Below are 25,436 nucleotides of genomic sequence, written 5' to 3' on the forward strand. Positions count from 1 at the left end.
CCAGGGTCCGGTGCCGAGCCGTCGGGCTCCGGGGTTCACGACGAGTGCGCCACAAGGGGGATCTACACGTGAAGACGTTCAATGCAAAGACGAGACGTCGAGTCGTCGTCACCGGCCTTGGGATCATCGCGCCCAACGGAACCGGCTGGGAGCAGTTCTGGAAGAACACCATGTCGGGGAGGTCCGGCATCTGCACGCTGGACCGGTTCTCGACGGAGCCGTTCAAGTCCAAGGTCGCAGGCGAGATCCGCGACTTCGAGCCGCGGGCGCACGGCCTCACCGAGGACCAGGTGCGGCGCCTCGACCGGTATGCGCAGCTCGCGGTCGCGGCGTCGAAGATGGCCGTGAAGGACGCGCGGCTCCCGGCGAGCACACTGGCCAGCGACACGTCCGGCGTCTGCATCGGCAACGCGATCGCCGGCATCCTGGCCGTGGAGGAGGAGTTCCTCGTGCTCACCGAGCGCGGGAGGGAGCGCCTCGATCCGACCTGGGCGATGCGCACCATCTACCAGGCGTCGACCTTCAACGTCGCGTCGGCGGAGGTGGCGGCGCTCCACGGGGCCCGCGGCCCATGCATCACCCTCAGCACGGGCTGCACCGGCGGCCTCGACGCGATCGGCGCGTCGCTCGACCTCATCCGCAACGGCGACGCCGACGTCATGCTCTGCGGCGCGTCCGAGGCGCCGATCACGCCGATCGCCATCGCGGCCTTCGACGTGGTGGGGGCGCTCTCGACAAAGCGCAACGACGCGCCGGCGACCGCGTCGAGGCCGTTCGACGCCCAGCGCGACGGCTTCGTCCTGAGCGAGGGCGCAGCGGTCCTCGTCCTGGAGGAGCGCGAGCACGCGCAGAGGCGCGGGGCGCCCATCTACGCCGAGCTCCGGGGCTTCGGGTCGTGCAACAACGCGTACCACATGACCGATCTGCTGCCGGACGGCATCGATCTCGCGCGCGCGATCGAGCTCGCGCTGGCCGACGCCGAGATGCGGCCAGACGAGATCGACTACATCTGCGCTCACGGCAGCTCGACCCGGCAGAACGACATCAACGAGACCTCGGCGATCAAGCGGGCGCTGGGCAAGCACGCCTACAAGGTCGCGGTCAGCTCGATCAAATCGATGGTCGGCCACCCGCTCGCGGCGGCCAACTCGCTCGAGAGCGTCGCGGCCGTGCTCGCGATTCACAAGGGCCAGATACCGCCGACCATCAACCACGACAGGCCGGACCCGGCCTGCGACCTGAACTATGTGGCCAACAAAGGGATCGAAAGAAAGGTGAACGTGGTTCTGAAGGACGCAAGCGGCTTCTCCGGCCTCCACGGCGCGCTCTTGTTCACGAGCCCTGACTACGCCGGAGGTGTGAAGTGAGCCGCCGCGTCGTGATCACGGGGATCGGCCTCGTCGCCCCCAACGGGATCGGCAAGGACGCCGTCTGGGGGAACATCCTGGCGAAGCTGCCGGCCATCGGGAGCATAACGAAGTTCGAGCCAGACGGCTTCCCCGTCGGGGTGGGGGGCGAGGTGAGCGGCTTCGATCCGCTCGACTTCATGCCGTCGCGGCTGGCGAGGAAGCTCGACGCGTTCACCCAGTACGCCATCGCCGCGTCGGACATGGCGATGAAGGACGCGGAGCTCCAGCTGGACAAGGTCGACAAGCAGAGGTTCGGCGTGTTCGTCGGCAACTGCTTCGGCGGCTGGCACTTCGCGGAGCGGGAGATCCGCTCCCTCCACACGCAAGGCCTGCGCGCCGTGAGCCCCTTCCAGGCGACGGCCTGGTTCCCCGCCGCGCCGCAGGGGCAGATCTCGATCCTGTTCGGGCTCAAGGGGCACAGCAAGACGATCGTGTGCGACCGCGCCAGCGGCCTCGCGAGCGTCGGTTACGGGGCGCGCGCGGTCGCAGAGGGGCGCGCCGACGTGGTCCTCGCCGGCGGCGCGGAGGCGCCGCTCACGCCGCTCATGTACCTGGCGTGCCTCACCGACGGCGTGATGATCCGCGAGCCGGACCGGGTGCCGAGCGCGTCGTACCGCCCGTTCGACGCGGGGCGACGGGGGATCGTCCCCGGCGAGGGGGCGGCGTTCCTGCTCCTCGAGGACAGAGAGCACGCGATCCGGCGGAACGCGCGCATCTACGCGGAGATCTCCGGCTTCGGCATGGCCACGGACGCGTGCCACCCGGCGCCGCTGCCGGCGGAGGAGCTGGGGCTGTCGGCGGCGATGCGCAAGGCGCTCGACGACGGCGACGTCGCCGCGAGCGCCGTCTCCTTCGTCATGGCCGACGGGATGGCGACGCGGGACGGCGATCACCAGGAGGCCGCCGCGATCCACGAGGTGTTCGGCGCCCGCGGCCGCCAGGTGCCGGTGACCGCGCCGAAGTCCATGACCGGCCACCTGTACGGCGCGAGCGGGGCGATGGACGTGGCGATCGCGGCGATGGCGCTCCAGCGCCGTGTCGTGCCCCCGACCAGCAACCTGGATGTGTGGGACGCGCAGTGCGATCTGGCGATCGCCACGGAGCCGATGAAAAACCGGATGATCGAGCACGTCCTCGTCAACGGCCGTGGATCCGGCGGCATCAACGCCGCGCTGGTCATCAGCGGCGACGGGCTCGATCTGGAGCCGTCCCGGTAGGGAGCACGCAAGGGGTTTCGGCCATCAAGGAGGGAAGAGAAGTCATGAGCGATAGAGAGAACATGGTGCGACAGATCCTCTCGGACCACCTCGGGAAGAGCGCGGACGAGCTCCACCGCGGCACGTCGCTCCAGGGGGATCTGGACATCGACTCCACGGAGATGGTGGAGCTCATCTGCGCGATCGAGAGGTCGTGCAAGATCACCTTCCCGGAGGGCGCCGAGCGGGAGGTGAAGACGGTCGGGGACGTCTGCGACCTCATCGACCGCGCGGCGGCGAGCCCGGTGGGCTAGCCGCTTCATCGACGTAGGAACTCGGCGGGGTGCCCGCCGGCTCGGGGCAACATGCGTGAACGCCGCAGGCGGGCGCGGAGGACGCGCGCGCCCGCGGCGCGCCCCGAGAGGGCTCGAAGGAGGATCGTATGATCGTCGGTTTTGGGATCGATCTCTGCAATATAGGCCGCATCGCGAGGGCCATCGATCGACATCAAGGAGGCTTCGAGAAGCGGCTCTTCACGGAGCAAGAGCGCGATTACTGCCGCGGGCGCGCCTCTCCGGCGCAGCATTTCGCGGCCCGGTTCGCCGCCAAGGAGGCGCTGTTCAAGGCGCTCGGCGGGCCGTCCGGCCTGTCCTGGCATGAGCTCGAGGTGGTCAGCGACGAGCACGGCTCCCCTCGGATCCGCCTGTCGGGCGCGGCGCGCGAGGCCGCGCGGCGGCGGGGCGCGAGGCAGTTTCACGTCAGCTTGACCCACGAGAAGGACACGGCGGCCGCCCTGGTGATCGCCGAGGGCGACGAGCCGCGGGCTCACGCCGAGCCGTGACGTGCAGCCGGGCGGACCGGCGCCGCCCGGCCCGCGGCCGGCCCCTCGCGCGCCGACGCACCAGCCGAGCGGGAGCCTGACCGGACGGCGCCGGCCGCGCCGCCGGACGTCTCCCCGCGCGTGGCGTGCCGGAGCAGGCGCGCCGCGCTGAGGCGTCCGGCACGTCACTGCCGGCACGTCACTCTGCCGGCACGTCACGACCGGCACGTCACGACCGGCACGTCACGGCCGGCACGTCAGGGATCGAGCGACAGGCACGCTGCCGATGAGCCGGCCCTCGCCCCCGGCGGCGCGGACAGACAGCCCTCGCTGATCTGTTCAAAACAGCGCTGTCTCCATGCGTTGTTTGCAATCACGAAGATTGCGTTGTTTGCAATCACGAAGATTCTTGACCTTAGAGGAATACGGAGACAAAACCTCCTGTTATCGAGGCGCCTCAGCCGGCGGCTGCGCTATGCCCGTGCTCCTCCGCCGGCCTGCGCTCTGGACATGGCGCTCGGGCGACATGCGTTCGAAGCGAGCGCCCCTTGTAGATCACACGGGGCTAGGGGATTTCCTGTGCTGATGAGGCATTCCTGGTGGCTCGGATGGGCCGCGACGACGATGGCTGTCCTTGGCTGTGCCGGCGCCGAAGCGCCTCCTCCGGAGGAGGAGAGCGTAGCGCAGAGCGAAGAGGCGTTGAGCGACGATTTTCATGTTCCCGCGTCGGGGAGGACCGTATTTGCGGACGTCGTGGCCATAGATCAAGTGTTCGTCTATGACCGCTTCGGCTCGTTCAACCCCGGGGGCATGGTATACGCCCTCCGCCGGGACGTCGTGGCCGCCGATCCGTCGAGGCCGATCGGGCCGGGCAACGCCACGCTGCGGCCGGGCAAGCGCCCGAGGCCACTCGTCCTGCGGGTCAACGCCGGCGACAAACTCTCCATCTCGTTCACCAACTGGCTCACACCGGCGACGGGCCCTCTTTCGTCCCTTACTCCCGCGACCCGGAGCGCCTCGATCCATGTGGCCGGGCTCCAGATCAGGAACATCGACGCGCTCGGCGGCAACGTCGGGCAGAACGAGAGCTCGCTGTGTGAGCCGGGCGAGACGCGCAGCTACGAGCTCTTCGCCGGCCGCGAGGGCGCGTTCCTCATGTACAGCGCGGGCTCCATGGCCGGCGCGGACGGCGGCGGGCCGGCGCGGCTGATCGCCCATACGCTGTACGGCGCCGTCCACGTCGAGCCGCCGGGCGCGGTCGCCTACCGCTCGCAGGTGACGGCCGAGGAGCTCGAGGCCGCGTCCGTCAAGCCGGCGAACCCGAACGGCACGCCGCGCGTCAACTACGAGGCGGTCGACAGCTTCGGCGTCCCGATCCTGAAGATCATCAACGACGCCGGTGAGATCGTTCACGGCGATCTCAACGCCATCATCGCGGGCTTCGACAAGACCGAGGCGGGGACGCCCATCTCCGACGACGGCCACGCCTTCCGCGAGTTCACGGTGTTGTTCCACGACATCCTGGGCATCGTTCAGGCGTTCCCGGAGCTCGCGGACCGGCGGTACGCGGGGGCCCGCAGCGGCTTCGGCATCAACTACGGCTCCGCCGGCCTGGGCGCCGCCGTCATCGCCAACCGGAGGCGGATCGGCCCGAGCAAGGACTGCGCGGAGTGCAAGTTCGAGGAGTTCTTCCTGAGCTCGTGGGCGAACGGAGACCCGGGGCTGATTATCGAGAAGGACGAGGCCGGCAACGCCGTCCGGGCCCTCTATCCCGACGACCCCGCGAACGTGTCCCACAGCTACCTCGGAGATGCGGTCCGCATCCGGAACCTCCACGCCGGTCCGAGCGAGACGCACGTCTTCCACGCCCACGGCCACCAGTGGCTCCGGTCGCCCAGCAACGACAACAGCGCCTACATCGACTCGCAGACCCTCGGGCCGAAGGCGGCCTTCACCTACCACATCGCCTACGGCGGGAGCGGCAACCGCAACCTCACCGCGGGAGACGCCATCTACCACTGCCACCTGTATCCCCACTTCGCGGCGGGCATGTGGGGGCTCTGGCGCACGCACGACGTCTTCGAGGCGGGCACGCCGGACCGCGCGCTCCCGGACGGCGAGATCGCGGGCGGGACGCCCCAGCCCGCGGTCGTGCCCCTCCCCGGGATCGCGCTGGCGCCGATGCCGACCTACGCGCCGACGTCGGTCACCCTGCCCGACGGCCGGACCGAGGTCGTCCCGGCCACGCCGGGCTATCCCTTCTTCATCGCCGCGAAGCCCGGGCACCGGCCCTCGCAGCCGCCGCTCGACATGGAGCACGACGGCGGGCTGCCGCGCCACATCATCACGAGCGCCCCGCCGGAGGGCGTGGAGCGCGGCGCCGGCGGCCTCTTCGACGTGCAGCTCCACGCGGCCGAAGTGAAGCTGCTGCCGCAGCAGGGCACCCCGGCGGAGATCGCGGCCAGCCGCTTCCACGCGGGCGAGCTCCCGGGCGCCGTGCGCGCGACGACGCGCTACGGCTTCCCCGCCAAGGGCTATCCGTCCTTCACCTCGGCCGGCAAGCCGGCGCTCTTCCTCGTGAACGGTCAGCCGCCCGCCCCCGGCGCCCCCTTCGCGGACCCGTGCCCGAAGGACGCGCCGGTGCGCACCTACCGCGCGGCCTACGTCGAGATCGACGCCGCGGTGAGCCGCGCCGGCTGGCACGACCCGCGGCTGCGGACGACCGTCCTCGAGGGGGACGTCGCGGCCACGCTCGACGGCACGCGGGCGCCGGAGCCGATGTTCCTCCGCGCGAGGTCCGGCGAGTGCGTCGACTTCCACGCGACGAACCTCATCCCGGAGGTGCTCCCGGAGGACGCCTTCCAGGCGCGCACGCCGACGGACATGGTCGGCCAGCACATCCACCTCGTGAAGTTCGACATCACCTCGTCGGACGGCGGTGCGAACGGGTTCAACTACGAGGACGGGACGCTCTCGCCGCACGAGGTGATGGCGCGCATCGAGGCGGCCAACCGGCTCGGCGGCGCCCGCGCCGCCGACGGCTCGCTCGACGAGTCGGGCGCCCGCGTGCGGCTCGAGGCGACGAGGCACCCGCGCCTGACCGACGCGCCGCTCGGGGCGCAGACCACGATCCAGCGCTGGTGGGCCGATCCGCTCGTGAACCGGGCCGGCCAGGACCGCGCGCTCAGCACGGCCTTCACCCACGATCATTTCTCGGCCTCGTCGCACCAGCAACACGGGCTCTACGGGGGCCTCGTCATCGAGCCGGCCGGATCGAGCTGGCGCGATCCGGAGACCGGAGAGCTCTTCGGCGGGCGCGCCGACGGCGGGCCGACGAGCTACCGCGCCGACATCCTGTTCCCGGCCGGCGACGAGAGGACGCCGTTCCGCGAGTTCAACCTGAGCATCTCCGATTACGCCACCATCTACGACGAGTGCGGCAACCCGGTGAACCCGCCGAACCAGGCGCAGGCGGCGCTGCCCCGGGCGATCACCCACGCGGGCGTCGCCACCGACGCGGTGTCGTGGCGCGACTCGGGGGTCGGGCTCATCAACTACCGGGTCGAGCCGATGCCGCTGCGGCTCGCCCAGCGCAACTGCGCGACAGGCGAGGTCGTCCCGAAGAGCGGCCCCGCCGGCGACATGCACAACGTCTTCAGCTCGAGCGTGCACGGCGACCCCGCGACGCCGGTGCTCCGCGTTTACGAGGGAGATCGCGCGGTGATCCGCTTGACCCAGGGCGCGCAGGGGGAGCAGCACGTGTTCTCCGTGCACGGGAAGAAGTGGCTTCAGGAGGCCTTCGACCCGGACAGCGGCTACTCGAGCGGGCAGGTCATCGGCGTCTCGGAGCAGATGGACCTCGCGCTCGAGCCGGCGCCCGTCTTCGAGAAGAACGAGTCCGGCGGCGCCGACTACCTGTACAGCAGCGCGGCGACCGACGATCTCTTCGCGGGCGCGTGGGGCATCCTGCGCGTCCACGGCGCGCCGACCGATCTCCTGCCGATCTCGGGCGTGTCGCTGCCGAAGAAGATCGAGAAGGACCCCAACGTGTGCCCGAAGGGCGCGCCGAAGCGGAAGTATGTCGTCCACGCGATCTCGGCGAGGGACCTGCCCGGCGATCGCCTCACCTACAACGCGGCGCACGGGCTCTACGACCCCGACGCCATCGTGTTCGTCGATAAGCGCGACCTGGGCGCGGTCCGGTCGGGCAAGGCGGCGGTCGAGCCGCTCATCCTGCGCGCGGCGGCCGGGGAGTGCGTCGAGTTCACGCTCGTGAACGATCTGCCCGAGGATCCGCCGAAGACGCCGCACTGGAACTACAACGCTCCCATCGTCGACGGGTTCAACGTCAACCAGGTGAGGACCTCGAACCGCGTCTCGCTGTATCCGCAGCTCGTGGCCTACGACGTCGTGGCGACCGACGGCGCGCACGTCGGCCAGAACCCCGACCGGACGGTCGCGCCTGGAGAGGAGCGGAAGTACACGTGGTACGCCGGCGACGTCTCGTTGACGTCCGCGGGCGAGGTCCGCTGGCAGCCCATCGAGCTCGGCGCCGTGAACCTGAAGGACATGGCGGACGTGGTGAACCACCCGATGCACGGCGCGGTCGGCGCGCTGATCGTCGAGCCGGAGGGCGCCGAGTGGACCACGAGCCGGGGCACGCGCGCGCTCGCCCAGGTGAAGTACCGGGACGAGACCGGCGCCGAGCAGTGGTTCCGCGAGGTCGTGCTCCTGCTCCACGACGAGGTGGCCCTGCACTCGGACGATCCGGCGTTCCAGTGCGCCGCGTCCCTGGGCTGCGGCACGGCCCTCGCGAACGTCGTGAGCGGCGTCGACCCGGACACCACCGGTCACAAGGCGTTCAACTACCGCGCCGAGCCGCTCTGGTCGCGGCTCGGGGTGAAGCCGGAGACGCGGTTCAGCGCCATCGAGAACCTCGATCTCAGCGACATCTTCAGCTCGGCGGCCCACGGCGACCCGGAGACGCCGATCTTCACGATGGGAGTCCATGAGCGCCTGCGCGTCCGCGTGCTGCAGCCCTCGGGGCATCGGCGCCAGCACACCTTCGGCCTGTGGGGCATGGAGTGGGCGCAGAACGCGTGGGCGGAGGGCTCGGGATCCCGGTACATGGGCCGGAACAGCAAGGCCTACGCCATCAGCGCGCAGGGCGGTGTCGGCCCCATGACCGCGTGGAACATCAACCCCTACTTCAGGGCGGGCGGCAAGTACGCCGTCCCCGGGGATCGCCTCTACCTCGATCAGGCGAACGCCACGCTCGTCGACGGGCTCTGGGGGATCCTGCGGCTCACGCGGTGAGAGGAAGGACGGAGCCACCCATGAAACGGACCTGGACGGGCACGCACGGACTCTGGCTCTCGCTGGCGTGGCTCAGCGCCTCTCCGGCGCTCGGCTGCGGCCGCGTCGAGGCGCTCCTCGCCTCGCGGAGCGAGGGCGCCGGACCGCCGGCGGAGGCAGCGGCGCCGCCCGCGCCGGCGGAGCCCGCGAGAGGGCCGGCGCAGGCGGCGGCTCCCCTCCAGTCGAGCCGGATCGAGCGCGACGGGCTGTCCATCGCGTTCGCCCTGCGCTCGCTGGAGCAGGGCGAGGGCGCTCTCCGCGGCGCGGCGCCGGCCCCGGAGGCGGCCGGCGCCGCGGCCGGCTCCGAGGTCCTGGCCGAGTTCACCATCACCGACGCGGCCACGGGCGCGCCGGTGACCGGCCTCTCGCCGCTCGGGTGGATGTCGCGCCGCGCCGGGGCGGCCAGCGCCGCGGCCTCGGCCGGCGCAGCCGGCGGCGCGGTCGACGCGGCGCCGGACGAGGAGGACTGCCAGGGGAAGATCAAGAGCTTCATGGCAGGGCTCCTGTCGGTGCGCCCGGAGGTGGACATGAACGCCTACCTCCTCTGGACGCTCAACGAGGACAGCACCCTCTCGGCCATCAACCCGCAGATCGCCCTCGGCAGGACGAAGCTCCGGAGCGTCGTCAGCCTCGCGGGGCCCGGCGTCTCGTTCGCGATGCACCCCGACCGGGAGAGCCTCTACGTCACGCTGCGGGGCGGGCGCGGCCTCGCCGTCGTGGATACGCGGCGGGGGCTCGTCCGGTCGAACGTCCCCGTCGGCGAGGACCCGTCGCGCGTCGCGGTCGCCCCCGACGGGCGCACGGTCTGGGTGGGCAACGACGGCGACGGGACCGTGAGCGTGATCGACGCGCGCTCGACGGACGTGCTGAAGACGCTCCAGGTGGGCCCGGGCCACCACGAGATCGCCTTCACGGGCGGCGGCCGCGCCGCCTGGGTCTCGAGCCAGCGAGGGGATTCGGTGGTCGTGGTGGACGGCGCCACGCTCGATCCGCTCGGTGAGATCGCGGTGGGCGAGGGGGTCGTCTCCATCGCGGCGAGCGACGCCTCGGGCGTGGTCTACGCCGCGAACGCCGCGCGCGGCGAGGTGGTCGTCCTCGACGCCGCGCGGCGCGACGTCGCCGGGCGCATCGCCCTGAAGCCGGGGCTCGGCGCGCTCGAGTTCGAGCCGCGCGGGCGGTTCGCGTTCGCGCTGAACCCCGCCGCGAACGAGGTCGCCGTGCTCGACGGCGCGACCGGCGCGGTGGCGCACGCCCTCACGGGGTTCGCGGCGCCGGACGCGGTGGCCTTCACCGACGCCTTTGCCTACATCCGCAACCGGGGCGCGCCGAGGGTCTCGCTCGTCGATCGGGCGGCCCTCGGCGGCCCGAAGGCCCCGCCGCTCATCGACATCGCGGTCGGCCAGGACGCGCCGTCCGCCGCCGGCGCGCGCCCTGGCCCGAGCGCGCTCGCCACGCCCATCGCCCCGATGCCCGAGGGCAACGGCGCCGTGGTCGCGAGCCCGGCCGACAGGATGCTCTACGTGTACGCGGAGGGCATGATGGCCCCGATCGGCACGTTGCCGAGCTATGGCCGCGAGCCGCGGTCGATCCTCGTCGAGGACCGATCGCTCAAGGAGGTGCGGCCCGGCGTGTACGCGACCCCGGTGCGCCTCGGCGCGGAGGGGCTCTACGACGTCGAGCTCCTCCTCGACCGCCCGCGGGCCGCGGTGTGCCTCGAGGCCGCCGTGGCGCCCGCGCGCTGCGCCCCGGGCGAGGGCCCCGGCTGCGGGGGCGACCCCGCGCCGGCCGTCGCGCTCGCGCCGCTGTTCGAGCCGGATCTGCGGCTCGAGGCGGGCGAGCCCGCGACGCTCCGCTTCCGCGCGACCGCGGCGGGAGCGGCCCCTGCACTGGATGCCAAGGAGGTGGAGGTCATGATCATCAGGTTCCCGGCTGGGTATCGCTGGAGCGGCGCGCCGCGGGCGGAGGGCGACGGCATCTTCTCCGTCGCGTTCACGCCGCCCGTGTCGGGCCAGTACCGCTTCCTCGCCGCCGCGCCAGGGCGCGGCGCGCCGTACGGCGCGCTCCCGTTCGTCCCGCTGCGGGTGTCCCCGCGCGGCGCGGGCGCGGCCGCGAGAGGTGCGCGGTGAGGCCCGGGGCGGCGCTCGCCGCGGCGGCCCTCGCGCTCCTCTTCGCCTCGGTCGCGCGCTTCGCGCCCGCGGAGGGCAACGCGCCGCCGCGGGTCGAGCGGATGAAGGTCGGGGGCGTCTCTCGGGAGGACGACGCCGCCGCGGCGAAGTACTTCACCAACACCGAGCTCGTCGATCAGCACGGCCGCGCGCACCGCTTCTACGACGGGCTCCTGCGGGGCCGGAAGGTGCTCATCAACTTCGCCTTCACCTCGTGCAAGGGCGCCTGCCCCACGATGACGGCGAACCTCGCGCGCGTGCAGGCGCTGCTCCGGGCGCGCGGCGAGCGGGTGACGATGCTGACGATCACGGTCGACCCCGAGAACGACACGCCTGCCGCGCTGAAGCAATACGCCGCGAAGTTCAAGGCGGGCGAGGGCTGGTACTTCCTGACCGGCACGCCCGCGAACGTGGCCGCGGTGCTGCTGCGCCTGGGCGGCCAGGTGCGGAGGCCGGAGGACCACATGATGACGCTGCTCGTCGGCGACACGTCGACCGGCGTGTGGCTGAAGACGCTCGCCACCGAGCCGCCCGAGACCCTCGCGCACGTCGCGCAGCACCTCAACGACCCGCAGTGAGGCCGCCATGAGCGCTCTCCCCCTGCCTGTGTGGAAGTCCTCGCGCGGGGGCCGGCGGCGCGGCGCGCGGGCGGCGGCTGGACCGCGGGGGCGCCTGCGCCTGCTGCTGGCTGCAGCGCCCGCGATCGCGCTCGGCATGGTCGCGCTGCGGGCAGTGGGCGGGGGCGATCGCGCGCCCGCGGCGCGCGCGGGGGCCGGCGAGGCGCAGTGCGCCGAGCTCACGCCGCCCGCCCGGCGCGGCAAGCGCATCTACCAGCGCGGCGTGACCGCGGACGGCCGCGCGATCGAGGGGGCGATCGTCGGCGGCGCCGCGGCGCTCTCCGGCCGCGACGCCGCCTGCGCCGGCTGTCACGGCGCGAGCGGGCAGGGGACGTACGAGGGGGGCATCGAGGCGCCGCCGCTCGCGGCCGACCGCCGCCTCGCGTCCCGCGGCGCGCGGGGCCCGAGCGGCGGGCAGGGGGAGGCGGCGATCGATGCCGCGGCGCTCGCGGCGGCGGTCCGGGAGGGGCGCGGCCGCGCGGGCCAGCGGCTGAGCCCGGTGATGCCGCAGTACCGCCTGTCGGCGGCGGATCTGTCGGATCTCGCCGCGTATCTCGGCTGCGTCGGGCGCGATCTGGATCCGGGCGTCACGGCGGACGCGGTGGTGCTGGGCGCCGCGTTGCCGCTGACCGGGCCGGCGGCGCCGGCGGGGGAGGCCGTACGCGACGTGCTGTCGGCGGCGTTCGCGGAGGTGAACGCGCAGGGCGGCATCTACCAGCGGCGGCTCGAGCTGCGCGTGGAGGACAGCGGCGGGCCGGCGGGCGAGGCCGGGGCGACGGAGCGCCTCCTGGAGGGGGGCGTGCTGGCGCTGGTGGGGAGCGTCCTCGGCGAGGGGGCAGCGGTGCGAGCGCGCCTTTCGGAGGAGCGGGCGCCGCTCGTGGGGCCCGTGGCGGGGGCGCTCGGAGCTCCGGGCGGTGTGGGCGCACCCGCGTTGGTGGGCGGAGCCCCCGGCCTCGCGCGGGATGCCGCCGGCGCGGCGGCGGCCGGGGGCGAGGACGTGGTGTTCCGGGTGTGGCCGGGGCCGGACGTGCTGGCCCGCGTGGCGATCAAGCACTTCGCCGGCGCTCCGGCGAACGCGGGGGCGCCTGCCCTGATCGTGCACGCGCGGGATCGCGAGGGCGAGGCCTGGGCGTCGGGCGCGCGCGCGGAGGCCGCCGGCCGGGGCCTCCCGGCGCTGCCTGCGCTGTCGTTCGAGCCGGGCCGCCTCTCGCCGGGCGATGTCGCCGGCGCGGCGCAGGCGCACGGGGCGCGGGCGATCCTCTTCTGGGGCCCCGGCAAGGACCTCGCGGGCGCGCGGGCGGCGCTGGACGACGCGGGCTCGGCGGCGCCGATCTACGCCCCGCTGGGATCGGTCGTCGGCCTCGGCGAGCCGCTCTCCGGCCGCCTGTCGGACCGCGTGCTGTTCGTGCACGCCGGCCTCTCGGGTGAGCGAGAGCGGGCGTCGGGCGCGGCGCTGCGCGCCTCTCTGCGCCGGGCCGGCGTGGCGCCGGGCCCGCTCGGGGCGCAGGCGACCGCCTACGTCGCGGCGCAGATCGCGATCGAGGCGCTGAAGCGCGCCGGCGCCCACGTGACGCGGGAGGGGCTCATCGCGGCGCTCGAGCGGCTGCGCGGCTTCGACGCCGGCCCGGCCCCGCCCGTGACGTTCGCCCGGAATCGCCGGACCGGCGTCCTGGGAGCGAGCCTCGTGCGGATCGACCCGGCTTCGGGCGGCCTCGTGCGCGCGTCGGCGTGGATCGAGGTGGTGCCTTAGCGTTGCGGCGGGGAGTCGGGCGGGTCCTTCTCTTTCGAGGAGCGGCCGGCCGATCACCGGCCGCTCTCGGCGAAGACGTCAATCGAGCGGCTGGAGGGCCCCGTCGAAGACCGCGTCTCCGACGTTCCTGCCCAGGCGCATCCCGTTCATCGCGTCGAACCTCCAGTGGACACCGAGGTAGATGCGGCTGATCGCGACCTCCTGAGTCGCCTCGCGGAAGCCGGAATAGCAGCGCCGGAGCCTGGGGCGGACGTCGCCCCGCGCGTCCGTCGTTCTTCCGTTGTACTCGTCGGATACGACGCAGAAGGGGACATGGTTCGTACCATAATAACGGGCCAGCACCTGGAACGTGGCAGCCCCGAGGCTCGCGTGTCCGGAGACGTACGACGGGAACGCCGGGGTCTCGTGCAGCGGGCCTCCGTTGCTGCCGGGGGACGCGAGGGGCGTCCAATGCTTGTCCGGTACCGTGAGCGGGTTTCCATCGATGTTGGCCAGACGGATCCCGATGATCGGCCGCCAGTGGTTGTAGTGGTACTTCGTGTCCCATGTGGCGATGGCGGCGTCGGCCAGGGCGAAGTGGACCAGCGCGAAGTAACGGGCGTTCTCTATCTCCGAGTTGTGCTCCTGCACCGCGACGACCCGCGCGATCTGGCCGAAGAGCCGCGGCACCACCCCGATGCGCGGGGCCTCGTCGTACGACCAGAAGATCCCGATGACGGTCTGCTCCGGAGTCCGCAGGGTCGGGGTGCTCTCGCCATCGCCGCCCAGCGCGAAGAGCTCGTAGAAGCTCAACGCATACGAGAGGCTCCGCAGCGACGGCGGGGGCGGAGCGCGGAACTGGTCGCCGCTCTCGATGGCGAACGGCGTCACCTCCCCCCATTTGGGGGTCAGGTATCCCTGATCGGGGTGGAGAGGATCGACGCGATGGTCGCCGGGCGCATAGCGTGGGGTGTAAGGCATCGGGGCGTCTGCCCCGTCGCGCGCCCGCGCCGCGAGGATGTCTTCGGCGACCTCGTTGCCAAGCACGATGCCGTCGTCCTTGGCGTCGCTCGCCGGGATCTCCGCCAGGTACGCGTCGAGCGCGGCGTCGAGCGCGGCCGTCTGACGCGGGTAGAGCGCCGTCAGCGTGCGGTGGGCCGCCGTGGCCACCGCCGCGTCGACGGACGCGTCCGGCGCGCGGGTATAGACGATGTACGGCTCGTACCGCGGCACAACCGAGTTCACGGCGTCGTAGATCGCCGCGTGGACGATCGCGAGCGCCCGTGAGGCGCGCGTGGGCCCTTCCTGCTCCGGCGGCCTCCTGGAGGGGTCGCTGTAGTCTCTGGCGACCGCGTCCAGAGCGACGGCGTTCCAGTCGAGGACCGCGTCTCTGTTCGGCGGATCTCCCGCACACTCCGGCTCGTGCGCGGACGCTCGGCTTCCGAGCAGACATGCGGCCGTGACAGCGAAGGCGATGGGCGCCCATCTCGCGGGTGAACGATGCATTCAAGGCTCCTTTGCACGGATCCTCAGAGGCCACCATCGCGGACGACGCCGCTGCGCTGGTCGGCGGGATGGTGGCCACTCGAGGATCGAGAGGCACGGGCAACCCATCAGGGCGAGATCGAGAGCCGTATCTACCCGATCGAAGCCGGCCGCTGCACGCAGGAGAGCGCGGCTTCATGCGGTATGCGCCGTCCGCCGCCCGTCGCTCCTCGGTGGGAGATGCTGCTGCATGGCGCCGAACATCGAGCACGCGTGCCGTCCAACGGCCGTCGCTCCTCTTTGTCGTCACTCGCCAAGATGGTATGCGGTGTATTCAATTCCAGGCTATCAGCCGGAGCAGCGGCGCGCAACCGGCGCACAGGTTGTTCACAACCTTCTTTGAGCAGATATGTGGTGGGCGCACGACGAGCCATTCTCGAACAGCGGCAGCGCGCGCGAGCGATGGTCAGCATGCGCGCTCGTTATGCCATGATCGTACATAGGGCCTTCGCCTCGCGGCCCGGTGCGCGCGCTCGTCGATGGATGCGGTGTTGGTGAAATGTTCCGCTGTGATTGCTGTGCTGGAGCGCGCCGGGGCCGACCCGTGCGACGCCTCCGAGCGCCGCCAGGCTCAGCGCGGGCGCAGCACCGCGCCGACCGCGTGCCGGAAGAGCCCGGGCGCGAGCGCGAGCGCGGACAGGAGCCCGTCGCGGAGGCGCGGGCGCCGCGCGATGAAGAGCACCGCGCGCGTCGCCACCGCGTAGCGCAGGAAGGCCTGCCGGAACACGCGGGCATAGGCCGCGAGCGGGGCCGCGCCGCCGCCGCGCAGGGCCGCGTCGAGCGCGGTCGACAGCGCGGCCGCGCCGACGAGCGCGAGCGAGATCCCCTCGCCGGTGATGGCGTCGATGTAGCCCGCCGCGTCGCCGACCAGCACGAAGCGGTCGTCGTGGAGCCGCGACGACGCGCGCTCGAGCGGGCCGCTGCCCCGCGCCGTCGAGTCGACCGGCGCGCCCGCGAGCCGCTCGGCCAGCGCCGGGAAGCGGCGCACGAGGCGCTCGGTCGACGCGCGCCCCTCGAGGCGATCGCCGTCCCACAGGAACGCGACGCCGACGCGCTGCGGGCCCGCGGGCGTCACGTACGCCTCGACCCCGTCGCCGAGGTGCACCTCGACGAACGACGACCACGGCGCGCACCGGAAATGCTGGCGCAGGCCGAGCCGCCGCGGCCCGGCGGGCGGCGCGTCCCAGCCGAGCGCGCGGCGCACGCGCGAGCCGAGCCCGTCCGCGCCGACCACGTACCGCGCCTCGACGGCGCGCCGCCGCGTGACCAGCCGCGCGCCGGCGGGCGTCCGCTCGACCGCGACCAGCGACTCGCCCGCCGCGAGCCGCGCGCCGGCCGCGCGCGCCCGCGCCGAGAGCGCCGCCGACAGCGCGGTGCGGCGCACGCCGAGCCCCCCGGGCGCCGGCAGCGGCGCCTCGACGCGCAGCCCGTCCGGCCGCAGGTAGCGGATGCCCTCGATCGGCGCCCGCTCGGCCGGATCGAGCTCGGACAGGACGCCGAGCGCCTCGAGCGCGCGGCAGCCCTCGGGCATCACGCCCTCGCCGCACGCCTTGTCGATCGGCCACGCGGCCTGATCCAGGACGATCACGTCGTGCCCCCGCTGCGCGCAGCCGATCGCGACGGCGAGGCCCGCCGGCCCCCCGCCGACCACGGCGATGTCGGCGATGTCGGACCGCGCGCTCACGGCGCCGGGGGGCGCTCCGGCGCGGGGCGGCGGCCCGGCACGAGCCGCGGCAGGCCGCCCATCTCCGCCGCGTACGACGGCCCGAGCGCCGCCTCCTCGGCGCGGATGCGCACCGAGAGCACGAGCGCGTTGAGGGCGCTGAAGACGAGCGCGGTCAGCCACGCGCCGTGGATCATCGGGATCGCGACCATCTCGACGATCACGGCGGCGTAGTTCGGGTGGCGCAGGTAGCGGTACGGGCCGCCGGAGACCGGCGCCGCGCCGGGCACGACGATGATCCGGACGTTCCACTGCTCGCCCAGCGTGGCGATGACCCAGTACCGCATCGCCTGCGCGAGCAGCGCGGCCGCGAGCGCCGCGAACCCGACGAGCCCGGGGAACGGCCGGTCGAGCGCGTCGACCTCGAGCGCGCACGCCGCGAGGAAGGCGGTGTGCATCAGCGCCATCACCCGGAAGTGCGCCTGCCCGACCTCGACGCCGCCCTTCGCGAAGGCGCGCCGCGCGTTGCGGCGCGAGATGATGAGCTCGGCGAGCCGCTCGACGGCCACGGCGCCGAGGAAGGCGAGGTAGAGCTGCGCCGAGGTCACCATCGCAGCAGCGCGATCTCCGAGCAGAAGCCGGGGCCGAAGGCCATCATCACGCCGTAGTCGCCGGGCCGGACGTCCGCCTCTTCGAGGACGTCGCGCAGCACGAACAGCACCGAGGCGGAGGAGACGTTGCCGATCTCGCGCAGCGAGCGCCACGAGCGGGCGAGCGCGTCCTCGGGCAGCTCGAGCGTCTCGGTGATCGCCTCGAGCACCTTCGGCCCGCCGGTGTGGACGATCCAGTGGCGGACGTCGCCCCGCGACAGGCGGTGCCGCGCGAGGAACGCGTCGACGTCGCGCCGCACGTGCTCGCGCACGAGCGCCGGGACGCCGGCGGAGAGGACGACCCGGAAGCCGGTGTCCACGACGTCCCACCCCATGATGTGCTCGGTCTCCGGGTAGAAGACGGCCTGCGCGTCGAGCACCGCCGCGCCGCCGGTCCGGCCGCTCTTTCGAGCCGCCTGCGCGCCGCGCGCCACGACGGCGGCGGCGCCGTCGGCGAAGAGCTGCGCGGCGATGACGTTCGCCGCCGAGGTGTCGTCGCGCTGCAGCGTGAGCGAGCAGAGCTCGACCGACAGGAGCAGCGACGTCTGCCCCGGGAAGGCGCGCAGCGTGTCGGTGACGCGCCCGACGCCGGCCACGCCGGCCACGCACCCGAGGCCGAAGACGGGCGTGCGCTTGATGTCGCGCCGGAAGCCGAGCCGGTTGACGAGCCGGGCGTCGAGGCTGGGCGCCGAGATGCCCGTGACCGAGACGAACATGATGTGATCGACGTCCTCGGGCCGGAGGCCCGCCCGATCGAGCGCGGCGCGACAGGCGCGCTCGCCGAGCTCCACCGCGCACGCGCTCCACCGGCCGTTCTGCTCGGCGAACGTCGAGGGCGCGTAATAGGCGTCGATCGGCAGCGCGAGGTGCCGCCCCCGCACCTCGATCGACCGCCGGACCCGCTCGACGAGCGCGAGCGCGTCGCCCTTGCCCGCCCAGAGCCGGCGCAGCCCCGCGCACGTCTCGTCCTGCGTTGCGTAGTGCGGCGGCAGCGCCGTCCCGACCGCGGCGATCGTCGGCGCGAACGGCATCTCCAGGCGTTCGGAGCTCATGGCGGGCGGCAGTCTCGCACCGAGGCAGGCGACCGACCACGTCGATTTCGCCGTCAGGAGCCGCCTGAGGGCTCACCGAACCTTGGGCGATGAAGGCTTGCGCGCTTCACGGTTGATCCATGCCGGCCGCTGCGCCAGAGGTCTCCCGGGAATGGCGGGCCGCCGGCGCTCGCCGCACCAGAGACATGGCTCAAGGTTACCTCTTCCTCATCATCGCCCTCGTCTTCAACGCGACCGCGAACATCCTCATGAAGCTCGCCTCGCGGCGCGTCCCGCCGATGGAGGGCCTGTCGCTCGTCGACAAGGCGCTCGCGCTCGCGACGAACTACCACCTCGTGCTCGGGCTCGTGCTCTTCGCGTCGAACATCCTGTTCTACGTCCTGGCGCTGAAGCGCATCAACCTGTCGGTCGCCTATCCGATCATGTCCTCGGGCGGCTTCCTGATCATCTCGGTCTTCTCCGTCTACTACCTGCGCGAGACCCTCACGGCGGTGCAGATCGGCGGCATCGTCCTCATCGCGGCGGGCATCGCGATGGTCGCGTACAACCTCAGCTAATCCGCCGCGCCGGCCGTGACAGCGGACGTGGTAGCGTGCGGGTCGCACGCCCTCACCTCGGAGGAAGCATCCATGCCCGACCGATCGATCCCGCGCGCCCTCCTCGCCGTGCTCCTCGCCACCGCCGGCTGCGGCAGCGCCGCGGCGGAGGACAGCCCGCCGCCGGCGCCCGAGGCGACCTGCGACACCGGGGCGCCGATGATCCGCACCGAGCTCTTCTTCGGGATGGATCGGTTCGACGCGCCCGACGTCACGCAGGAGGAATGGCAGCAGTTCGTCGATACGGTCGTGACCCCGCGCTTCCGGGACGGGCTCACGCAGTTCGACGTCGACGGTCAGTACCTCGCGACGACGGAGGAGCTGATCCGCGAGGACAGCCGGCTGATCATGCTCCTCCACGACGGCAGCCAGGCCGCCTCGGACAGCATCGAGGCCATCCGCGAGGAGTACAAGGCGCGCTTCGATCAGGAGTCCGTGCTGCGGATCGACGAGCCCGTCTGCGTCGATTTTTGACGGCCGGGGCGTCGTGGCCTCGCCTCGCCGACGCGAGCGCGCGCGCCCGCCGGCGAAGACTCTTGACCTCCGGGGATCGCGCGACAAAGTGCGTTGTCCGCTGACCCGCCGTCGATCGCCCATCGAGCGGTCATCGAGGAGGGGCGCCGCCGCCGCGGCGCGCCCGCTCTTCGCTCGTCGAGCGACGGCGCACGAACACCCCGGGCGCTCGGCGCGAGCGCCCCCTCGCGGGCCCCGACGGGGCGATGCCCGCAGTGAGGCCGATATGCGATCTCTCTCGCTCTCCGTGCCGAACGCCTTGCTCCTCGCCGGCGCGCTCGCCGCCGCCTCGTGCGGTCGCGCGAGCGATCCGGTGGGCGCGGGCGCCGATCGGGATCCGTCGCTCCCGGCGCAGGGCGCCGCGGCGGTGCGGACGGCCCCGGCGCCGGGGGTCGTGGTGCCGGACGAGGAGCTCGTCGATCAGGACGGCGCGCCGGTCCGCCTCCGCGATCTCGCGAAGGATCGCGTGCTCGTGGTGAACTTCGTCTTCACCACCTGCACGACGATCTGCTCGCCGATGACGGCCATCTTCGGCCGGCTCCAGGCCGAGCTCGGCGACGCGCTGGAGCGCGACGTGCGGCTCGTCTCCATCTCGCTCGACCCCGCCACGGACACGCCGGAGCGGCTGAAGGGATACGCGGAGAAATTCGGCCGGCGGCCGGGCTGGGTGTTCCTGACCGGCAAGCGCGAGCGCGTGAGCCGGGTGCTCGACGCGCTCGGCGGGCGCGCGCCCGTCAAGGAGCAGCACACCCCGATCACGCTCATCGGCCGCGCGTCCGAGGGGCGCTGGACGCGGGTCGACGGCATCGCGACGCCCGCGCGCCTCGCCGAGGAGACGCGGGCCTACCTGTGGCGAGGCCTGGCGGCGCCGGGCCCGGGCGGGCGCCGGCTCGATGATCCCTGGCGGAATTTCTGATGCGATGGTAGAGGGGCGAGCCCACTCAGCTCAAGCCCGCGTTCGCGGGGCGCGCCACGCTGCTCGACGCGCTCGAGACGCACGCCGCGGCGCCGTCCCACGACCGGCGCGGCTGAGCTGAGCCCCTCACCACCCCACGGAGCGGCATGTCGCGACCGAAGCCCCTGGTCTCCCACATCTACACCGCGGACCCGCGCGCCCACGTCTTCGAGGGCCGCGTGTACATCTACCCGTCGCACGACGTCGACAGCGGCATCCCCGAGAACGACAACGGGGATCACTTCGACATGCGGGACTACCACGTCCTCTCCATGGCGAGCATCCCCGGCGAGGTGACGGACCACGGGGTGGCGCTCGACCTCAAGGACATTCCCTGGGCGGGGCGACAGCTGTGGTCCGGCGACGCGGCGCACAAGGACGGCACCTACTATCTGTACTTCCCGATCAAGGACCGGGACGGCATCTTCCGCATCGGGGTGGCCACCAGCAAGCGGCCGGAGGGGCCGTTCAAGCCGGAGCCTGAGCCGATGCGGGGCAGCTACAGCATCGACTGCTCCACGTTCCAGGACGACGACGGCGCGCACTACATGTACTTCGGCGGCCTCTGGGGCGGGCAGCTGCAGCGCTGGCAGAGCGGGAAGTACGACCCCACCGTGCCGCCCGAGCCCACGGAGGCGAAGCCCGCCATCGGCCCGCGCGTGGCGCGCCTCGGCGACGACATGCTCCAGTTCGGCGAGACGCCGCGCGAGATCCGCATCCTGGACGCGAGGGGCGAGCCCCTCCTGCAAACGGACCACGCGCGCCGCTTCTTCGAGGCGGCGTGGATGCACAAGCACGACGGCAAATACTATCTGTCGTACTCCACCGGCGACACGCACCTCCTCGTGTACGCCACGGGCGACAATCCGTACGGCCCCTTCACCTACCAGGGCGTCGTGCTCACCCCGGTGCTGGGGTGGACGACGCACCACTCCATCGTGAACTTCGGCGGCAAGTGGTGGCTCTTCTATCACGACTGCGAGCTCTCCGGCGGCAAGACGCCCCTGCGCAGCGTGAAGGTCGTGGAGCTCACCCACCGGCCGGACGGCTCGATCGTGACGATCGACGGCCGCGCGTAACTACCCCCCATCGGGGGCCTTCTGCCCCGACGCCCGCGGCCGCTTGCCGGGCCCCGGGCCGCGCCGCTCGGCCTCTCCGCGCCGCCGCTCCTCCTCGTCGGCCCGCGCCTCGTTCAGCGCGAAGAGCCGGTCGATCACCCGATCTTCGAAGGCGCCCGCCGCGCTCCGCTCGCCGGGCGTGGCCGGCGCGGCGTACGGCGGCACCTCGATGTCGTCGAACCCGTACGCGGCGAGCACGGCGCGGTCCATCTCCTCGTGGAGCCGGCGGAGCTCGACGACGCCAGGCCGCGCGCACGCAGGGTCCTTGAGGAGGTTGTACATCGCGGTCAGGCCCTCTCCCAGCTCGACCATCAGCCGGGCGCGCGCCGTGTAAAGGCGCTCGCCGGCGGTGTCGAGGGGCCCGCCCGCCGCGAGGTGCTCCGGGCGAGGGAAGGGGAACGTCTCCACGCAGTCCGACGGCGCGTACCGCAGGCCCTCTCCCATCGTCGAGGAGAGCAGGCGCGCCCACGACTCGTGCGCTCGCGACTGGAGGACCGCGAAGCGCGCGTAATCGTCGATGGCGAACACGCACAGCTGGTCGGAGAACGTCCGCCCCGCGGGCTGGAACGCGAAGCACAGGTGCTTCGTCACCCGCGCCGCGACGAGGCACCGCGCGAGCGGCGCGACCCTGCGCCGGAGCTCCGGCCGGGGGTTGGCGAACTGCCACCATCGCGCCCGGTGGCCCGCGTCGATCCCGGTGAGCTTCAGGCGATCCCGCGCCGGCTTGACCCGGCTCCGCACGATCGACAGGAGCGCCGGCCACCGCGCCGCGTCATCGAGCCCGCGCTCGCCGAAGTCGATGACGTGGCGGTGCGGGCTGTGCGAAGGCGACGAGTTGACCTCCTCGCCGCCGAGGAAAGGGCGGAGCACCTCGCCGGCCGCCGGGTCGCCCGCAGACAGCGCCCGCGCCTCGCCGTCGGTGAGGACGAAGCCGTCGCCGCGGAGGAAGCAGCCGATGAAGCAGAGATCCCGGCTGGCCTGAAGCGGCCTCGGGTCGGGCCGCTCGGGCATCGCGCGAAGGTGGGAGTTGATGTGGCGGACAGGGACGCCGTCGAGCCGGGGCGGCGGGACCCCGTCGGCCGGCGACATGCCCACGGCGAGGTGGACGACGGCGACGTGGACGGCCGCGTCCCCGGGCCACGGGACGCTGCGCACCGCGTGGTAGATGACCGCCCGCCCCGCCTCGACGAGCGGCTGCAGGCCGGATCGCCGGGTGTCGCCCTGAGCGATCGTGTTCGTGGCGATGAGCCCCACCGTGCCGCGGCCCCCGAGCAGCGCGGCCGCGCGGCGGAAGAAATGGGCGGCGAGGTCGGTGTTCTTCGTGGCGCCGTGCAGCTGCTCGAGCCACGCGGCGTACACGTCCCCGTGATCCGTCGAGATCCGTTTTCCCCCGAGGAACGGCGGGTTCCCGACGAACGCGTCGAGCCGCGCCGGCCCCGGCGCGCGCTCGCCGCCCGGCCCGCCCGGGCGCGCGTCCTGGAACACCTCGGGGAACTCCAGCGCCCAGTGGAACGCCGGCAGCGGCGGCGCCCCGCCCGGCGCGCCCTCCCGGAGCGCCCGCTGCATGGCCAGGAGCTCCTCCGGGGGCGGCCCCCCGCCGCGCAGCCACGCGATCGCGAGCCGCGCCCGCCGGTCGCGCTCCCTCAGCCGGTCCCGGTCCTTCTCGTGCGCGAAGAACGCCCCCACCACGAGGTCGCCGAGGAGCCGCGCCCGGCCGATCGCCTCGTCCGCCTCCCGCGCGAGCCGCTCTCGCCCGCGCGCGGCGCCGCCATCCCCGCCCGGCGGCGGCGCGGCGAGCGCTCGCCGCAGCGCGAGCGTCCGCTCCAGCGCGGCGTCGATCGCGTCGCAGAGCGGCGGCTCCGGCGCGGCGGGCTTCCAGTGGAAGCCGCGCAGCTGGGCGAGATCGAGCCCGACCAGCGAGTCGCCGTGGCGGAGGGCGTGATCGGCGAACGTGAACGGCTCGTCCCGCGCGCGCGCCACGAGCCAGAGCGACAGCCGCGCCAGGCTCACGGCGAAGGGGTTCTTGTCCGCGCCGTACAGGCAGCGCCGCGCCACGAGCCGCCGCGCCTCGCCCACGGCGTCCTCTCGCCCGCGGGCGAGCCGCTCCGCCGCGGCCGCGTCGCCGGCCGCCGCCTCGCGGGCCCAGGCGGCCACCACCTGGTCGGCCAGGTACCGGCACGCCTCCAGGAGAAAGGCGCCCGACCCCATCGCCGGGTCGCAGATCGCGAGCTCGAGGAGCCGCGCCGACGGCGGCTCCTCGCCCAGCCGCCGGAGCAGGGGCTCGAGCGTCCGGGCGACGATGGGCGCGGACAGGCTCCTCGGGGTGTAATGGGAGCTCGTCCGCCGCCGCTCGGCGCCGGGCTGGAGGAAGAGCCGCCCCGCCGCGAGCACCTCGGTGTCCCTGGCGCGCAGCGGTCCCAGCGCCCCGAGGGCCTCGGCCTCGGTCCCGGCGGCGACGAGCGCCTCGCCGAGCCGCTTCGCCTCGCGCCGCGAGAGCCCCGCCCGCTCGGCGAGCCACGCCGCCCGCCGCGCCCTCGGCTGCGCGAGCGCCTCGGCCGCGCTCACCCAGACCCGCTCGGGCCGGAGGCACACCGTCGGCCCGGCGGCGCGCTCGACCTGGTAGCCCATGAGCGCCTCGTAGAGGCCGCCGAGCTGCTCGACGTCGAGCGACCGGTACGACAGCGGCCGCCCGTCGAGCACGAGGAGCCGCTCGAGCACCGCGTGCACCGCGGCGTCGTCCAGAGGCGGCGCGCCGGGCCCCGCCCGCTCCAGGAACGGGTAGCGCTCGGGGTCGAAGAGCTGCCCGCGCCGCGCCGGCAGGGTCAGCTCGGGGCGGCCGAGCCCGTGAAAGACGGCGCGGAACAGCGCGACGAGCCGCGCCCACGCGCCGGAGCGCCGCCGCATCGCGGCCGGGCGCGCGGCGTGCTCCGCCGCGAGCTCCCGGAACAGCGCGTGCACGCCGAGGTGCGCCGCGTAGCGCGGGTCGTCGACCGGCAGCAGCCCGCGCGCCTCGGCGTGGAGCAGGAACGCGAGCCGGAGGATCGCGGTGAGCAGCCCGCCGTAGAGGTGCTCCGGGCCGCGGGCGAGCGCGCCCTCGAGCGCGTCCGGCCCGTCGCGCTCGGCCGCCTCCTCGAAGCCGCGGAGCAGGACGCCGAGCGCACCGAAGGCGCGATCCGCGAGCGCGCCGGCGACGTCTGCCTGCTGCGCCCTGCTGTCCCCGTGGACGGGCCGATCCATGCCGAGCGCCCGGAGTGTACGCGAGCGCGCGGCGAGCCGCTGCAGGTTCTGCCTCACCCGCTTCTCGAGCGGCCGGACCATCGGCCGAGCTCGAACGGAGCTGCTTCCGTCTCCCTCCCGCGCGCGCCCCGGGCGCTTGACGGCCGTCGGCAGAACCCAATAGGGCCTTCATCAAGCTCGCCCCTGGCTCCGTGATGGGGAGAATTCGAACACACAGGATCTGCGCCATCGAGGTGCAGAGTCAGAGGACGCAGAGAGTCTTCGTCCTCTCCCCCGTGTCCGCCGCCCCGGCGACGCGGGGAGCGGTCGACCAGGTGGACGATGATCTGCCCTCAGCTCGACGCCCGGATGCTCCCGCGGATCGCTCCTGCAGGCAGGCTGCGCGCTCGGGCGCACATCCCTCGCCTCCCTGCCACCTCTCTCCCTACTGCCTCCCTTTCCCCTGTCTTCGACCTCCATGAGCTCCCTATTGCGGAGCTCGTGCGCCGGTTCCGCGCACACGCGCCGTCGCCGCGGAGACGGCGTATCCGATCGCGCTTGCGCGCTCCAGCTGCGGGTCGACCAGCTCCTGTGCCTGCCCGCTTGAAGGTCACGGGAAGCGAGGTCTCGGACCTCATGGAGGCTCCGGCGCGTCGGCAAATCAGCGCGACCGACAGCGACCAGATGCGTACATGTTGAAAATTCTGGGTGGAGCTTCTACAAACCCTCGTGGTAAGGTGTTGCTGCTCAGGGGGGGAACGCCCTGTGCGCAGGTGCTTTACGCAGGCGGAGGAGGGGGAGTCTCCTTACCCTGCGTGAGGGCACGGCCGCGGCCGC

Annotated in this window: 17 protein-coding genes; 12 read left to right on the plus strand and 5 right to left on the minus strand. The window is 73.2% G+C overall.

What is annotated here, in order from left to right; all coding sequences use genetic code 11:
* The first annotated feature begins 68 nt into the window (after window positions 1-68).
* From WMF26_RS12580 to WMF26_RS12615, 8 genes are all read left to right on the plus strand, one after another.
* Window positions 69-1,367 (plus strand): beta-ketoacyl-[acyl-carrier-protein] synthase family protein, encoded by a 1,299-nt coding sequence (locus WMF26_RS12580; protein ID WP_438000513.1) that lies wholly within the window; start codon window positions 69-71, stop codon window positions 1,365-1,367.
* A complete protein-coding gene (locus tag WMF26_RS12585) occupies window positions 1,364-2,626 on the plus strand; it encodes a beta-ketoacyl-[acyl-carrier-protein] synthase family protein (protein ID WP_438000514.1) in 1,263 nt (420 codons plus the stop codon). The genes WMF26_RS12580 and WMF26_RS12585 overlap by 4 nt, the downstream gene beginning before the upstream one ends.
* 44 nt (window positions 2,627-2,670) lie before the next feature.
* A complete protein-coding gene (locus WMF26_RS12590) occupies window positions 2,671-2,919 on the plus strand; it encodes an acyl carrier protein (RefSeq protein WP_438000515.1) in 249 nt (82 codons plus the stop codon).
* A gap of 128 nt (window positions 2,920-3,047) precedes the next feature.
* Window positions 3,048-3,446, plus strand: coding sequence for a holo-ACP synthase (locus WMF26_RS12595; protein ID WP_438000516.1), 399 nt, complete (start codon window positions 3,048-3,050; stop codon window positions 3,444-3,446).
* 732 nt (window positions 3,447-4,178) lie between these two features.
* A complete protein-coding gene (locus WMF26_RS12600) occupies window positions 4,179-8,741 on the plus strand; it encodes a copper oxidase (protein ID WP_438000517.1) in 4,563 nt (1,520 codons plus the stop codon).
* Between the two features lie 20 nt (window positions 8,742-8,761).
* Entirely contained in the window at window positions 8,762-10,906 is a 2,145-nt protein-coding gene (locus tag WMF26_RS12605) for a YncE family protein (protein WP_438000518.1), read from the plus strand.
* Entirely contained in the window at window positions 10,903-11,523 is a 621-nt protein-coding gene (locus tag WMF26_RS12610; protein ID WP_438000519.1) for an SCO family protein, read from the plus strand. The genes WMF26_RS12605 and WMF26_RS12610 overlap by 4 nt, the downstream gene beginning before the upstream one ends.
* A 7-nt stretch (window positions 11,524-11,530) precedes the next feature.
* Window positions 11,531-13,312, plus strand: a complete 1,782-nt coding sequence (locus tag WMF26_RS12615; protein ID WP_438000520.1) for a cytochrome c/ABC transporter substrate-binding protein — start codon at window positions 11,531-11,533, stop codon at window positions 13,310-13,312.
* 78 nt (window positions 13,313-13,390) lie between these two features.
* On the opposite strand, the gene WMF26_RS12620 is transcribed toward WMF26_RS12615, so the two are convergent.
* The 4 genes from WMF26_RS12620 to WMF26_RS12635 form a co-directional block, all read right to left on the minus strand.
* Entirely contained in the window at window positions 13,391-14,797 is a 1,407-nt protein-coding gene (locus WMF26_RS12620) for a phosphatase PAP2 family protein (RefSeq protein WP_438000521.1), read from the minus strand.
* A 610-nt stretch (window positions 14,798-15,407) separates the two neighbouring features.
* A complete protein-coding gene (locus WMF26_RS12625; RefSeq protein ID WP_438000522.1) occupies window positions 15,408-16,520 on the minus strand; it encodes an NAD(P)/FAD-dependent oxidoreductase in 1,113 nt (370 codons plus the stop codon).
* On the minus strand, window positions 16,517-17,110 hold the full coding sequence (locus WMF26_RS12630) for an isoprenylcysteine carboxyl methyltransferase family protein (protein ID WP_438000523.1): 594 nt from the start codon (window positions 17,108-17,110) through the stop codon (window positions 16,517-16,519). Before WMF26_RS12630 ends, WMF26_RS12625 begins: the two co-directional genes overlap by 4 nt.
* Complete coding sequence (locus WMF26_RS12635; RefSeq protein WP_438000524.1) at window positions 17,104-18,201, minus strand: type III polyketide synthase; 1,098 nt, start codon at window positions 18,199-18,201, stop codon at window positions 17,104-17,106. Before WMF26_RS12635 ends, WMF26_RS12630 begins: the two co-directional genes overlap by 7 nt.
* A 185-nt stretch (window positions 18,202-18,386) precedes the next feature.
* On the opposite strand from WMF26_RS12635, the gene WMF26_RS12640 reads away from it, so the two are divergent.
* The 4 genes from WMF26_RS12640 to WMF26_RS12655 all read left to right on the plus strand — a co-directional run bounded on the left by WMF26_RS12640 (window position 18,387) and on the right by WMF26_RS12655 (window position 21,344).
* The gene (locus tag WMF26_RS12640; RefSeq protein WP_020734501.1) at window positions 18,387-18,758 is read left to right on the plus strand and encodes a DMT family transporter; all 372 of its coding nucleotides are present in this window, start codon (window positions 18,387-18,389) and stop codon (window positions 18,756-18,758) included.
* A 72-nt stretch (window positions 18,759-18,830) separates the two neighbouring features.
* Window positions 18,831-19,271 (plus strand): DUF3574 domain-containing protein, encoded by a 441-nt coding sequence (locus WMF26_RS12645; RefSeq protein ID WP_438000525.1) that lies wholly within the window; start codon window positions 18,831-18,833, stop codon window positions 19,269-19,271.
* Window positions 19,272-19,536: 265 nt separating this feature from the next.
* Window positions 19,537-20,226: an SCO family protein gene (locus tag WMF26_RS12650; RefSeq protein WP_437337333.1), complete on the plus strand. Its 690-nt coding sequence runs from the start codon at window positions 19,537-19,539 to the stop codon at window positions 20,224-20,226.
* 146 nt (window positions 20,227-20,372) lie between these two features.
* Window positions 20,373-21,344 (plus strand): glycoside hydrolase family 43 protein, encoded by a 972-nt coding sequence (locus WMF26_RS12655; protein WP_061625409.1) that lies wholly within the window; start codon window positions 20,373-20,375, stop codon window positions 21,342-21,344.
* Here WMF26_RS12655 and WMF26_RS12660 read toward each other — a convergent pair whose 3' ends face one another.
* Window positions 21,345-24,701, minus strand: a complete 3,357-nt coding sequence (locus WMF26_RS12660) for a DNA methyltransferase (RefSeq protein WP_438000526.1) — start codon at window positions 24,699-24,701, stop codon at window positions 21,345-21,347. It abuts the gene before it with no gap.
* Window positions 24,702-25,436: the final 735 nt, after the last annotated feature.

The sequence above is a fragment of the Sorangium sp. So ce185 genome, assembly GCF_051526825.1.
Classification (GTDB): domain Bacteria; phylum Myxococcota_A; class Polyangia; order Polyangiales; family Polyangiaceae; genus Sorangium; species Sorangium cellulosum_D.